General features: G+C 47.6%; 11 protein-coding genes and 2 pseudogenes. 1 reads left to right on the forward strand and 12 read right to left on the reverse strand.

Going from position 1 to position 14,374, the window contains the following annotated elements; translation table 11 throughout:
- Nucleotides 1–154: 154 nt before the first annotated feature.
- From A9B99_RS24120 to A9B99_RS03245, 6 genes and pseudogenes are all read right to left on the reverse strand, one after another.
- Nucleotides 155–841 (reverse strand): hypothetical protein, encoded by a 687-nt coding sequence (locus tag A9B99_RS24120; protein ID WP_231889144.1) that lies wholly within the window; start codon nt 839–841, stop codon nt 155–157.
- Nucleotides 842–1,144: 303 nt separating this feature from the next.
- Nucleotides 1,145–2,032: a hypothetical protein gene (locus tag A9B99_RS03230; RefSeq protein ID WP_022645581.1), complete on the reverse strand. Its 888-nt coding sequence runs from the start codon at nt 2,030–2,032 to the stop codon at nt 1,145–1,147.
- A 489-nt stretch (nt 2,033–2,521) separates the two neighbouring features.
- On the reverse strand, nt 2,522–4,132 hold the full coding sequence (locus A9B99_RS03235; protein ID WP_064594562.1) for a methyl-accepting chemotaxis protein: 1,611 nt from the start codon (nt 4,130–4,132) through the stop codon (nt 2,522–2,524).
- 113 nt (nt 4,133–4,245) lie between these two features.
- The gene (locus tag A9B99_RS03240; protein ID WP_064594564.1) at nt 4,246–5,316 is read right to left on the reverse strand and encodes an alpha/beta fold hydrolase; all 1,071 of its coding nucleotides are present in this window, start codon (nt 5,314–5,316) and stop codon (nt 4,246–4,248) included.
- Between the two features lie 628 nt (nt 5,317–5,944).
- The gene (locus tag A9B99_RS23745) at nt 5,945–6,094 is read right to left on the reverse strand and encodes a hypothetical protein (protein WP_156518977.1); all 150 of its coding nucleotides are present in this window, start codon (nt 6,092–6,094) and stop codon (nt 5,945–5,947) included.
- Between the two features lie 14 nt (nt 6,095–6,108).
- Nucleotides 6,109–6,333 (reverse strand): annotated as a pseudogene (locus tag A9B99_RS03245) (MFS transporter); the annotation flags it as partial.
- Here A9B99_RS03245 and A9B99_RS24460 point away from each other — a divergent pair.
- Nucleotides 6,334–6,441: pseudogene (locus A9B99_RS24460) on the forward strand (DeoR family transcriptional regulator); the annotation flags it as partial.
- 69 nt (nt 6,442–6,510) lie between these two features.
- Here A9B99_RS24460 and A9B99_RS03250 read toward each other — a convergent pair.
- From A9B99_RS03250 to A9B99_RS03275, 6 genes are all read right to left on the reverse strand, one after another.
- Nucleotides 6,511–7,548, reverse strand: coding sequence for a hypothetical protein (locus A9B99_RS03250; RefSeq protein ID WP_064594569.1), 1,038 nt, complete (start codon nt 7,546–7,548; stop codon nt 6,511–6,513).
- 309 nt (nt 7,549–7,857) lie between these two features.
- Entirely contained in the window at nt 7,858–9,207 is a 1,350-nt protein-coding gene (locus A9B99_RS03255; protein ID WP_064594571.1) for a GntP family permease, read from the reverse strand.
- 197 nt (nt 9,208–9,404) lie between these two features.
- On the reverse strand, nt 9,405–11,366 hold the full coding sequence (locus A9B99_RS03260) for a YjhG/YagF family D-xylonate dehydratase (protein WP_064594573.1): 1,962 nt from the start codon (nt 11,364–11,366) through the stop codon (nt 9,405–9,407).
- A 9-nt stretch (nt 11,367–11,375) separates the two neighbouring features.
- The gene (gene dapA / locus A9B99_RS03265; RefSeq protein WP_064594575.1) at nt 11,376–12,284 is read right to left on the reverse strand and encodes a 4-hydroxy-tetrahydrodipicolinate synthase; all 909 of its coding nucleotides are present in this window, start codon (nt 12,282–12,284) and stop codon (nt 11,376–11,378) included.
- Nucleotides 12,268–13,074 (reverse strand): IclR family transcriptional regulator, encoded by an 807-nt coding sequence (locus A9B99_RS03270; RefSeq protein WP_064595505.1) that lies wholly within the window; start codon nt 13,072–13,074, stop codon nt 12,268–12,270. The genes dapA and A9B99_RS03270 overlap by 17 nt, the downstream gene beginning before the upstream one ends.
- Before the next feature lie 270 nt (nt 13,075–13,344).
- Nucleotides 13,345–14,328 (reverse strand): alpha/beta hydrolase, encoded by a 984-nt coding sequence (locus tag A9B99_RS03275; protein WP_064594576.1) that lies wholly within the window; start codon nt 14,326–14,328, stop codon nt 13,345–13,347.
- Between the last annotated feature and the right edge of the window lie 46 nt (nt 14,329–14,374).

Consider the following 14,374-nt stretch of genomic DNA (forward strand, 5'->3'; position numbering starts at 1 on the left):
CAAATCTCCTGAAATGTGGGAGATTTGAGTATGGTTGTCCCTTATGAGCGAAGAACGGGCATTGAAAATCGTTCTGCAGTAGCTGAAAAAAATTCTAACGTAGCCATGTGTTAGTCGTCAGGGAGCCGTTCAACCTTAATGGGTGCCTTTTTATTTAATGATTTAAACTCAAATAGGTCAGATATACTGCTATCAGGCTTGCGACTGCCGCAATTGTTGCAACAATCATACTAATAAGCGGAATATATAAAGCTGAATATCTTATAAATTTATTTTTGGGTTCTAGATATTGAATAAAGTACATCTTCGCTTTAAGCCATCTGACTACCCATCTATCTTTAAATGTCTTTCTATAAAGAACACCTGAGTACCTTTGGTAATGGATGAAGTTTTTAACACTTTTCTCAATACGTTTACTTGTGATATTTTTTGCATCATAAGTTTGGTAAAGAATAAGATAACTATGAACTGCGACAGAGTCTTCAGTTCTAGGAGGTTCAACAAGAATATGAATATGACCAACAGCACTATATGTAATGGATAACACCCCACCAGATTGCATATGGTGATTAAAAGTTATTTTATCTGTTTCTATGACCTGCCGCATATTTCCAGTAAGTTTAGAATTAAACTGCAAACTCAACGAATCAAAGCCAAATCCATCTGGTTCATCTTGCTGGTCATAAACACTTACCTCTATACCATTTTTATTCAATTCTTCAGCTATACCTATAAGGCTAGCTTTGATAGATGGTTTGAAGTGTTTCCAATTGACTTTTGAAATTAATTTTCTTAAAGCATCCCTTTCAAACTCTTTACTATATTGTTTTATCCATTTCATTTTATAAACCCTACAGGATATTTCCATCATGATAACCTTTGGAGTTAACAAAGGAAATAGCCTCATAAACCAATATAGGTTAAAGTAGTGTTTGTACTCTTAATAGTGGTACAGAACGATACAGATAATCCTTGACTGGCTCCCCGTTGATTAATACACCGTGATGTTAGCCATGTCCGCTCCTGGCACGCAACGGACAGGCTAAGTGGTCATTGGGTTTGCTTTGAGCGAGTAGCGGACATCAACGCTGCCAACAGCGGCCGAGCGTAGCGAGGTCCTGCGCACGAAGTGCGCGATGCAGTGTTATGCATTTTTTCGTCCGTCAAATGGTATTAACCATTGGCAGCCGGTAACCTCTCTGAATATTGCCATAGTAAGCATTGAGTAGAACAGTACGAACTGTTGAAGTCCGTAATCTCTAAATTCATCCATACGATTCTCAAATGCGGTTTTCAGATAACCAATCCCTTCGACATCCTTCATGGCTGAATTAATCTGCCTTGAAAAGTTAATGATTAGATTAACGTTATCTTCTGATTGGCGTGGTTCCATTGCTTCAATCATTTCAATTAGATTAAAATTTTCAATCATTTCTGGTTCACTACATGCTTGCGAGTATGTGCCTGCCTTTATGTAGGTGTTTCTGTGGTGCCCATCCAATTCTCTGGCGCGTCTAAAGTTAGTGTGATCAATGATTGACCCAGCCCTTTTTAGGTTAACCAAATCGCCAACATCTACGACAGAAGGGGCAGCGTAAAGGACTACGGCATCGTTACCAAATTTAGTTTCTATGTGGGAGAGCAAGGTATGTTGCTGAGTGTACAGGTCATAGCGGAAATACTTCTGATTCCATAAGTGCCACTCAGAACCACTTGACATCGTTATGTATTGCGGACGCTTATACTGAAATAGCAAGTTAACTTTCATGGTCGGTATGTTCTTAACCTCTCGGCCAAGGTAATGCTCCATTTCATGAGCGATTTCCCTTAGTTCAACGCCTGAAAATTGCGGAGAGAGCCAGAATGGATATCCGAGCTTTCGCCACAGAAACCATCCTCTAGAATGAGCAACGGAGTCCAAGCCTAAAACGCCTTCTTGCACCTGGCCAAGGGGGAAATAGATAGATGTTTTTCTATCAAGCTCATTGTTGAAGTAACTTTCGAAAGTCTTTTCTTCGTATCTCGCATCCATTCACACATTCTCTATTATCATTTTGAATAGGTATAACGCTTATTTGGCGGAAAGCTCCATATTTAAACATGGTGTTTTCCGCCTTTGTAAATTTGATGTGTAGAACACTACATCGATTTTTCACAACTAACAATAGGTTGTAGGTACAGCTGGTGGGATTTGCATTTGCTACAAATATGGATTAATCCGTCTAATAAGCGTTGTCTATGCAAAAATGCAGGCAAAATATTTAAACGTCTGCTCCTGGCACGGAGCAGACATTCAGGCTCTGGCGGAAGCCATTTTTTTAGCTTCGTGAACAAGCGTTTCCATCTCTTACAGAGAGATGCATCCTTGGTAGCATGAAAAAGAGAACTAATGGGTTACACCGGAATAGAAGACTTCAGCAATTTGCTGAAGCGGTGGTGTTCCAGCCTCAAACAATTAAATAGGGCGAGGTCTCCCCCGCCCTATAATTATCTGGACATAAGCCTGATGAATCCGGGCGTATCAGCTGGCAAGCAGCCCCAACTTTAATGGTTCGCTGGTTAACAAATGGCTGTCCTGTTCTGTATCAACCTGGAAGCGTGTAACAGATTGCTGTAAGTGCACCACCTGCTCCTGTAACGAACTGGTGGCAGTTGCCACTTCAGCAACCAGCGAGGCGTTTTGTTGGGTTACGCCGTCCATCTGGTGAATAGCAATGTTGATCTGTGAGATACCACGAGTCTGCTCACCAGACGCCAGCATCAACTCGTTCATGATCTCCACCACTTCTTTAACATCCACCATCACCTCACTCATGGTGCGGCCAGCTTCTTTCACCAGGCCGGAGCCCTGTTCAATGCGGCTCAGGGAGTCATCTATCATGGTGCCAATCTCTTTGGCGGCAGTGGCACTACGTTGGGCAAGCGTACGCACTTCAGAAGCCACCACAGCAAACCCACGGCCAGCTTCGCCTGCTCTTGCGGCTTCTACTGCAGCATTCAGTGCCAGCAGGTTGGTCTGGAAAGCGATACCGTCAATCACGCTGACGATGTCACCAATTTTGGCGGAGCTCTGTTCAATAGACGCCATTGTGGACACCACTTCAGATACAACTTTAGCCCCACGGGATGCCGAGCCTGATGCTTTTAACGACAGTTCATTGGCCTTTTGCGTATTTTCTTCATTGTTTTTCACTGTCGCCATAATCTGTTCCATACTGGAAGCTGTCTCATCAAGCGAAGCGGCCTGTTGCTCAGTGCGGCTGGACAAATCAATGTTACCAGAGGCTATCTCTTCCACCCCGCTGCTAATCGCATTCGTACCACTGTGGACACCCCGTACCATGTTTTCCAGCCCGTCACGCATACGCTGCACGGCAGAAAACAACCGAGCGATTTCATTTTTACCCGTCACATCAATGCGCGCCCGTAAGTCGCCTTCTGCGATACGGTCAAAGACAGAAATCACTTTATTCAGTGGATTCACAATCAAACTGGTCATCACAGTCCAGGCAAGCCCCGCCAGAACCAGTGCGCAGGCGATAGAGAACCAGAGCACATACTGCATGCGCCTTACACGACTGTTGGATTCAGCATATGCGGTATCAATACTTTTCAGTTTGTAGGCAACGAGTGCTTTCGATGCTTTATCAAACGCGGCATACAACGCGGTTGATTTCCCGGCAGACTGGCGGTATTCATCCAGTTTACCGGCTTCCAGAGCAGTAATGCCCGGGTTGATAAACTCGTTCATTAGTTTTTCACGGCTGGTAGCCATTTCGGTGGCAATTGCCTGTTCCTCTTCCGGCTGCGGGTATTTCAGGTAGTTCTGCCATTTAGCGCCAGCAGTTTCGATTTTGCCCCGGGCCCGGTCCAGGGCCACTTTGGCTTTATCGGTTTCGCCTTTTCCCATTAATGATTCATACAGGCGTAAATCAAGACGACCACGTAATAACAATTCAGAACTTTCATTCAGGGAAACAAGGCCGGGCAACACTTCTGTATCCACACGAGCAAAGGATTTATTTCCTGACTGCAACGCAAATAAACCCAAAACACCGACAAACAATAATAAAGCCGTCAGTGAGAGAATCATCAAACTGAGTGCTGTGCGGATCTTTATTTTTCGAAACATAGAGATTTCCCTTTTGCCAATATCATAGTGAAATGGAGTATGGTGTTGAAAACCGCATCTTTAATAAAATGCAGGGCATAACTGAAATAATGCCCTGTTTGTTGTGTTAGTTATTACTTGTCGTACCCGGGAATGCTGGCTAAAAATGTTTTTAGTTTTGCACTGTAAAATTTTGCCAACATCATGGTGCCGTGGCCGCGGGTTTCGGTGCTCGCCGGAATAAGGAATAAATGAGCCTGTTTAAGCTGTTTGATTTCACCCGCCAGAATTCCTGTCTCCACCGGGTTACGCTCGTCGTCCGCTGAATTAATAATCAGCATGGGTGCGGTAATACGGTTAAGGTTGGGCAGCGCATTGTAATTTGCCGAGGAACCCCAAATATAAATGAAGTCATTGGCATCTGCAGTGACGGGTGCCGCCAGGCGCTCATCAACCAGTTTATCGGCCAGCGCGCGGGTTGGGGCCAGGTGTTGGTAAGCCAGCGTACCGCCAGTGGTGGCAATGCTGAACATAATATTTGCGGTCTTAAGGGCGGGAGGTTGTTGTTTATAATTACCCTCATCCCAGGCGGGATCATTTTTAACAGATTCGATCAGCATGCGGCGCATCATCCAGTTGCGCCCGGAAAGCTCATTAGGCTGGGAAGCCATCGGTACCAGGGCATCCATCATCGAGGGATATTTTTCGCCCCACAGCCAGGTTTGCATGCCCCCCATGGAATAACCCATGACCAGGCGCAAATGAGAAAGACCTAATCCTTCTTTAATTAAACGATATTGTGCTGTTACCATATCGTCATAATCGTAGTGCGGGAATGCCATACGCAAACCATCAGAGGGTTTTGATGATTTTCCAGAGCCGATACTTTCCGGGATGATAATAAAGTATTTTCTGCTGTCCAGAGCCTGGCCCGGGCCAAATAATTCACCAGCAAAGCCTTTTGCTAACAGTGAACGCACTGGCTGATTAGTTCCGTGAAGCAATAATACCGCCGGTTTACTTTTATCACCAATCGTATAGTAGTGAATACGCAGATTATTGAATTTATCTCCACTATTAAAGGTGAAAGTTTTTGCGGTCCAGTCAGCTTCTTTGGTGGTTGGGAATGCGTTTTCTGCTAAGGCTAAAGATGACAGGGTTAACAGAATGGCGCACGCGATACCTGATAAAATATGTTTTGACATAATGACAGCTCTTAAATTATGTGCAGGTTGTAGAGCTCCGATGGTAATTTCAATTCAGAATAATCCCAATAAAAATCAATGAAATCAGCACAATAAAATACGATGCGCTTTTTTTTTGTGTTTTAACAAGACGTTTTTAAGCCAGTTTTACTTATGCTGCTATATTGAGTGAAACGATTTACTTTTCTGGTATGCGAATAGCGGCAACTTGCGGGAAAACGAGTTGACATCGTAAAAATGAATAATAAAGCAGCACCATGCAGCTTTGGTTAGTGACGACAGCCTGCAATACCCTACTATCTCGCCTGAAGGACAGGAACATACTTTCTTTTGCCAAATCACAGAGCGGCCTGATAAGCCAGTTGGAGAGATTTTGTGGGCGATCAATTCATGATCAATAAGCTCTTAATACGTTTTTCCCAGACAATTTATTAGCATAATTACGGCTCATTCCTTTTTCTTGTCGTACAAATTTTTCCTCAAAAAATATTAACTGAATTATTATTTCATTTTAAAGTGACACAAGTCATGAAACTGTTTTATTATTTGTCGTCATTTTCATCATATTCTCATTATTTCAGAAACAGAAAGCCGCCACCCATCAGGATGGTAATGGCGGCAGTTATTATCAGATATTTACGGTAGAGACTTTTTCTTTACTGCTCAGTTTTTCCTGCTCTTGGGTGAATTTCTTTCTCTGGCTTAATTCTTCAATAATACTGGCAAAGCGTTGTTCATTAAGTTTATAAAACAGGCTCATGGTGAGCGCGGCAATCACTGCCAGACCACCTGGCCAAATAACATAAACAAAGCTGTCGCCAGCACCGTTTTAACCGCCAGCGGGAATTCTGTGGCTAAAAACTGTGCGGTGGCAACCAGTGCAACAGGAAATGAGGCATATAAAATAAACGGCCTGAACTTTCCTTTTGCCCCGATATTGCGCCGGGAATCCAGTAATACACCCGTAAACATATCTGTGGCCGCAGTAAAAAACTTGGCAACCAGAAAAATAATTCCTCGTTCACTGATGAATTGCCCGGCCCGGCACTGCAAAATTTATTGCAGGCACAGCAAATAGAAATTGTTCAGGTTACGCCTGATCAGGATGACAACCCGGACGCATAAGTAACACTTCATACTTATGCAATCAGGTCTGTCAGGTATGAACTCAGTGTCGCCCCGCAGGGCGGCACGTTACTCTTCACGCGCCAAAATAGCCGCCAGATGCTGCTCAAGGTGATTACGCTGCAAATAAGCCGTTAATTCACGCTCCCAGTTCTTGCCATCGCCCAGTATTGCTCGGCTGTGAGTGGGGGCGTACAGGTAACGGGTGTCGTACAGGTTAAGCAGTGACTGGTTCATGGCGTCGATATTGGCACCGGTTTTCTTACATTTTTCTTGCTGAATTGCCAGTGAGCGCAGCACCCGCTCGCGAGCCTGTTCATCGGGTTCCCAGCGCTGTTCACCCAATTCACTGAGCACCAGAAACTGTGGCTGAATACCTTCCGCAATGGCCGCCTGCAGGCGGTCATGTCCGTCGAGGATAACAAATGAAGCCAGGCCAGCAATAAACCACACCAACACGGGCGGCAGTGCCCCTTCCCGGCTTTTTTTACGCCACCATTTCACTCGCCCGCTGTGCAAATCTACCGGGTAGCGCGCCAGCAACAGGTGCCCGCCCCACCACCAGTCAACAAACCGGACAATCTCCGGGCTTTGCAGGTCAGGGAAATCTTCACTGTACAGCGCCCAGGGCACTGAAATATTGGCGCTGCTGGCAGGTGTTGTGAACCGCCATTGCCCGAATGGCACCGTTTGGTTGAGTGCATAAGGTGCCTGTGGTTTCACTGCTTCCATTGGGCGTAATAACCAGCGGCGTGGTGGCAACAACGGCGTGGGCGCTTCCATAAGCTGCCGGGCAAAATAGCGGCACCAGCCGCTCAGCCACTGGCTCTCTCCTGCGCGTTTCGCGCGCTCCACATCGGCAGAAGTAATGGCAGGCAACAACAACTCCTGCGCAGGATGTTCAGCATTAAACACCAGCCAGACGCCGCAGTGGTCTTTCAGCATGGTTGCCCAGAACAGGGTTTGACTATTGATTTGTAGCGCCATGCGGCCGTTGTGCCCGCTGAGCATCTCCATCGCCGGGCCGCACCCTTTACGAACCTGCAATTCCAGCCCCTGCCAACGGCCTTTCTGGTCAAGAAGATCCTTCCACCAGTAATCTGTCATCACCTTCTCCTTTTGCGTTGGGGAATTCTGAGCCGGGAGAAAATACCATAAAGCGAAACGTGGGTTCTCCCCCGTAAATTGGCAGGCGAAACATCAGCAGCCGTAATTACCCGGTGTTGTACAGCAAAAAGCCTGCGCACTGGCAGGCTTGAGTTGAAACAACTGGCTGTGGGTTACCAGCTTTTCAATCGAATTGTATGCATAAGCTGTTCTCCAGATAATGGCTATTTCCCCTTTGCCAGAAAGCAAGGAATATACAAATTCTCTTTTGCTAATAAACGGCGCAGTTCTGCTAACAGGTGAATATACTTACAACACCATATTCAGCATTAAAATAAATACCAGCCCAGAGATTGAAACCAGTGTAGACATGAGTGTCCAGGATAATAATGTTTCTTTGGTTGTCAGGCCGAAGAAATCTTTAATCATCCAGAAACTGGCATCATTCACATGCGAACAAATACAAGAACCCGCACCGGTTGCCAGTGTAATGAGCGCTAAATTGGTGTGGCTGTAGCTTGCCAGTAACGGAATCACCAGGCCAGAAGTTGAGATAGCGGCAACTGTAGCGGAGCCCAGGCAAATACGCAAAAATGCAGCCACACACCATGCCATAATGATGGGGTTAATATTCACACCTGAAACCAGAGTTGAAATATAAGTGCCAACACCGGAATCAATCAGCACCTGTTTAAATGCCCCACCGCCGCCAATAATCAGCAACAACCCGGCAATACCGGCAATCGCCTGGCCACATGAGCCCATCAGTTGGTTGATATTTTTGCCCCGGCTCAGTCCCATGGTGTAGATGGCAACCAGTAAAGAAACCAGCATGGCGATAGTCGAGTTACCGAAAAACAACACAACATTGTAGAAAATACCGGCATCGCCCGATGCTTTGAGGTGCATCATTTCAATTATCGTCACCACCGCCATTAAAATAACTGGCAACATGGCGGTGAAAAAGCTGATGCCAAAGCCCGGCATTTCTTCTTCTGTGAAGTGGTGTGTGGCACCCAGTGAAGCCAGGTTGCCTTCTTTGCGGAACGCTTCCGGGATCAGTTGCCTGCACACTTTATTCATCAATGGGCCGCACAAAATAAGCGAAGGGACCCCTACTGCAATGCCATACAACAGCACTTTACCTACATCTGCACCGTATTCACGGGCAATCACCGTCGGGCCGGGGTGTGGCGGCAGAAAACCATGGGCAATTAATAACCCTGCCAGCATAGGTACACACATAGTCATTGGCGAAATTTTGGCTTCCCTGGCGATGGCAAACAGTATTGGCACCAGCAAAATCAGGCCGACTTCGAAAAATAAAGCAATGCCCACAATAAATGCAGAGCAAACTACTGCCCAGTCGAGCTTTTTGGCACCAAAATAGTTTAATAAGGTTAATGCAATACGCTGAGCACCACCGGCATCGGCTAATAACCGCCCCAGCATAACACCAAAGCCAAAAATAAGACCGATATGCCCCAGAGTGCCTCCAAGCCCGGATTCAATAGTGGAGACAACTTTATTTAACCCCATCCCACTGGCTATTGCGACTCCAATAGAAACCAGTATTAATGAGATAAATGTATTTAATTTAACTTTAATTGTCAGCAACAGTAGTACAGCAATACCTACTGCTATGATTAACAGTGGCATAATATCCTCACATGTCAGGTAAGATGTTAGTGGCCAAAGGCCACTCAGATTGATGGAAAAGAAGGAAAAAGCGTGGTTTTTCCTTCTTTTTAGTTAGTAGCCGAAAATCAATGAATTGATTTTCCAGGTTTTTTATTGGGTGACAACCTCTCGTTCTATGCGGACATGAGGTTTATCATCAGACCCAGTGGCCACTATTATTTATTCATATATTCTTTTAATGCTGTGGTGATTTTATCAACGTCATAAACGCACCCACGCCATGTTCCGCCACTGACCGCCTGTAATGCGGCCCACAAACGCGTGTCATCCGGTAATTCCGGGTCTGGGCCTAATCCGGGGTGAACCGGGCGCGCATTCAACACACGGGCAGCCTCTTCAGGCGTGGCACACAATTTCTGTGCGTTTTCCCCAAGGAAATTCACTTCTCCCTGTAAATTGCGGCAATCAATCTTTATTTCCACAATATCACCGGTGCGCAGCTTGCCTACCGGCCCGCCAGCCAGTGCTTCAGGGCCAACATGCCCAATGCAGGCACCCGTTGAAACCCCGGAGAAACGGGCATCGGTAATCAGTGATACCTGTTTGCCATAGGAAAGGTGTTTCAGAGCACTGGTCACCTGATAGGTTTCTTCCATGCCCGTGCCAGATGGCCCGGTACCAATGATAACCAGAATATCGCCTGCTTTTACCTGCTCATGCTTGATGTCATAAACTGCGGCTTTTTCACTGAGGTACACTTTTACGGCGCCTTTATGGTAATACAGGCCGTTTTCATCAATCACGCTGGTATCAATGGCGGTTGATTTAATCACGGAGCCTTCTGGCGCAATATTCCCTACCGGGAATGTGATGGTGGATGTTAACCCACGCAGGCGTGCCTGCTCTGGCGACATAATGACGTCATCCGGCTCGACCTGTTCCTGCTCGCGCAGAATCGCTTTGAATTTACTGCGCCGCTCTGAGTGTTCCCACCAGTCAAGGTTCTCCTTCAGGGTATGGCCGGTTACTGTCATGACATCTTCATGGAGTAACCCCAGTTCCCGCAAATAGAGCATTACTTCCGGCGCACCGCCCGCCATAAATGCGCGCACCGTGGGGTGATAAACTGGCCCATTGGGTAACACACTGACCAGCCGTGGCACCTGGCGGTTAATACGGATCCAGTCATCCACATCCGGAATTCGGCAACCGGCCTGGTGGGCAATCGCCGGAATGTGCAGCAGCAGATTTGTCGAGCCGCCAAACGCCGCATGAACCATCATGGCATTTTCAATTGCTTTATCTGTCAGGATATCTTTAGTGGTGATACCCAGGCGTATCAGGTTCAGCGCCGCAGCAGCCGAGGCCCGGGCAATCTCTGACCATACAGGTTCGCCAGAAGGTGCCAGTGCCGAATGAGGCAGAGCCAGCCCCAAGCCTTCTGCCACCACCTGCGAAGTGCCTGCGGTACCCAAAAACTGGCAGCCGCCACCAGAAGAGGCGCAGGCTGAACACCCCAGGCGGCGGGCACTTTGCAGGGTCAGTTCACCATTGGCAAACCGGGTGCCAATAGTTTGCACTTTTCCGTTATCTTCGCCATTCAGCGCAGGCAGCGTTGCACCACCCGGCACCAGCACCGTGGCTTTATTATGCTGTGAAGCCAGCGCCATCATAGTTGCCGGTAACCCCTTATCGCAGGAAGCAACCCCGATAATGGCTTTTGCATTGGGCAAAGAGCGAATTAACCGGCGCATCACCATTGAGGCGTCGTTGCGGTACGGCAGTGAATCAAACATACCTGTTGTGCCCTGCGTCCGCCCGTCGCACGGGTCAGAAACATAGACGGCATAAGGTAATGTGTGCTGGCTTTTAAGTTCCTGTGCTGCTGCCCGGAGTTGAATGTCCAGCTCGTAGTGCCCCTGGTGCAATGCCAGCGCCACGGGTTTGCCCTGAGGCTCACGCAGCCCACCCAGCGTGCTGAGTAACAGCACGCTGTCCTGGTCCAGTTCTTGTGGAGCCCAGCCCATCCCGGCATTCATGGTCATGCCAAAAATATCACCACTCGGACGGTTAATGAGCATGTCGGCAGTGAGCGGTAATTCCCCCTCAGGGCCTTTAGCATGTGTTCTTACCTGGTAAATCGTATTATTTTGCGGATACAGTTCAGTAAATAACATACAGCCACCTTATTGTTTTAACAGCCCCTGAGCCGCCAGTAGTTCACGCACTTGCTGTTTTGCTGTTTCCGTTGCTTCCATTACCGGCGGGCGGCACCAGGTGTTGACTGGCAGGCCCACGCACTGCATTGCATACTTAATTAATGAAATAAACGGTGTTTCCAGTGCATACAGGCCAGGTAATTGCATGAGTTTTTTATTCAGCGTAACAGCCTGGGCATATTCACCTTTGCAAAATGCATCATAAATGCCTACAGATAATTCGGGTGCGAAATTTGCACTGGCGGAAATTGCGCCATCGCCACCTAGTAGCAAGGTATTAAATAAGTGGTCGTCATAACCGCAGAATACAGAAAAATCGGGCCGAACTTCTTTTACGGTATTTATCATGCTGCGCAAGTGGCCAACGCTGTCGATGGTGTCTTTAATGCCAACAATATTGCTGTTTTGCAGTACCAGTTTTTTGACCATTTGCGGTGACAAATCCTGCCCGGTTAAATCCGGGAAGTTATAGATAATAACCGGTAAAGAAACACTGCGGGCAATTGCACTGTAGTACAACTCAATATTTCGTTGCGCCACTTTCCAGTAGAACGGGTTGATGACAACCACCCCGTCAGCCCCGATTTTTTCTGCATGCTGAGCCAGAGCGATGGCTTCTTCCATTGATGTTGAACCCACGCCAATTAACACGGGCACCCGCCGCTCTACCGCACTCACAGCAGCCTGAGCAAATGCCATCCGCTGCCCGGTGCTCATTTGGCTGAATTCGCCACCAGTGCCGAGGTAAAACAGGCCATCCACACCCCGGGTTATCAGAAAATCCGCCACCCGCTTAATTGCCTCATGGTCGATATTGCCTTCAGCATCAAAGGTGGTAGAAACCGGAGGTATAATGCCTTTAAACTTTGTAATCATAAACACTTCCCTTATTACTAAAACGCGGTTGTTTTTTAAAACCAAGCCCTTCAGATATTTGTTCTGAACATTGTTTCAACAGTGATAAGTAATGTTCTTTTTTCTTTCCCGAGAAAATAAATGGATTACCGGATAACGAAATCACGTAATTTACCCGGTGGTACAAATCAAATATCGGCATACTCAAACAAACTGCGCCATATGCAGATTCTTCATTATCAATTGCCCAGCCACGGGAGCGCGTTTTCTGCAGTTCGCTAATAAATGCTTTCTTATCAGTAATGGTGTTTTCGGTATATTTTGCCAGCGCCAGCGTTCCCATAAAGTAGTCAATTTCTTCTTTGGACTTCCATGCCAGCAAGGCCTTACCCAGAGCAGTAACATGTAATTCCAGTTTTTTGCCGATCCAGCTTTTACGAGTGGGAGCTGTGCCCGGGGTTTCCACTTTATCTAAATAAATGGCGTACCCATTCTCAATGGTTCCCAGATGGCAAATCAGCCCGCTTTGCGCAGATAACGCCTGCATGGGCCGTTTGGTCACTTCGAAAATATTTTTTCTGTGTAACGCCTGGCAACCCAGTTCATAATTTTTAATCCCCAGGGTGTATTGCCCCTGGCTGTTTTTAACCAGAAACCCGCACTCCACCATGGTATTCAGTAAATTCAGCAGGCTGCTTTTTGGGTACTGAAACTCCCGGAGCAATTCCATAAACCCCACGGCACCGATATAGGCGATGTAGGTCAGAATTTTTTCTGCACGGATTAATGATGTACACCCGGTCCTGCTCATTGGCGGCTCCTTCTGGTTGAAAGTGAGTCTATCGGCATCAATTGCAGCAAAATACTGCCAGTTCAGCATGCTGAACCAACCACCAGGCGTAATGTGAGCAAGCCCAAAGAAAAGGAATTACAGCAAAGAAAATACCGGGGAAAAGCAAGAAAACCGCCATCTGAGCGTGTGCGGCCTGGGTTGGATACAAGAAGAGTGGTACTGGATGGTGCCCGGCCACCAGCCTTAATGGCTTATCCGGCAGAGCGGTGCTATTAGTTAGTACAGGTTTTAGTGGTAGTTAGTACAGGTTGTGGTGGTGGGAGCAGTGGCTGGTTGTTCTGCCATTTGCAACAACGCACTGTGGAAAGAGGCATTAAATACCTGGCCGTGAGTCAGCCCCGGGTAAAGCCTGGCGCTGGCATTAACCCCGCGCGCACGTAATGTGTTTATCGCCTGCCCTGCCTGCTCCAGCACTAAGGCAGCATTCACCGGCGCATTACTGTCTGTTGCAGGCGCCTTGCTTCCGGTACCTTCCATATACTCCAGTTGCTTGTGGCAAAACTGCGCCGGAGTGAGGCTTACCAGGCGTTTCAGCACAGCAAAGTTATCCCGCTCCAGTGACGGGCTGGCGGAGTAGTAGTAGCTAAAAAACCGGGAAGAGAGATAAGTATCGATTACAAATAACCCGCCAAAAGAGTGCCCCCACAACCCGCGTGCTGCCGGGTTTATATGAACCCCTTTCTCCATGGCTGGGGCAATTACGTTTTCCAGCAGGTGGCGAAACTCTGCACTGCCGCCACCTTTGTGCCCAAAGCGCGTTGCGCTGGCTTTTACCGGTTCAGGCGTACTTTCCGGCGGAATGTAATCCCAGGCGCGGGCGGTTAAATCAAACGGTAGCCGGGTTTGGTAGCCAACGGCCACAATAACCAGCGGCGTTTTAGCTGAAAGTTGCTCAAGGAACGCCTCCGACAGGCGGTCCATTACCGCATTGCCATCCAGCATATACAGTACCGGGTAACCCGCAGGTGGCGGCGGCTGGTTGGGTATGGCAGCCCACACGGTATAGTGCCGCTGCTGGTCTGCAGAATTGAACTGCTGCACGTTGAAGTGAAACCTGCTGGAGCCTTTATCGGCAATGTTCTCCCCCAGCGGTTGCATATCGGGCCTGGCGTAGCCACTGGCGGCAGGCAGAAGAATAAGCAATAAAGCCACCCACAGTGCCGAAAACAGCTTCGTTCCCGGGTACGGTTTTATCGTGTTCCAGCCAGCCATACAGTGTGCCCCACGCTTTTATCGGCGACGTCAGCAGCTCTTGCTC

This window comes from Mangrovibacter phragmitis (genome assembly GCF_001655675.1).
Taxonomy (GTDB): domain Bacteria; phylum Pseudomonadota; class Gammaproteobacteria; order Enterobacterales; family Enterobacteriaceae; genus Mangrovibacter; species Mangrovibacter phragmitis.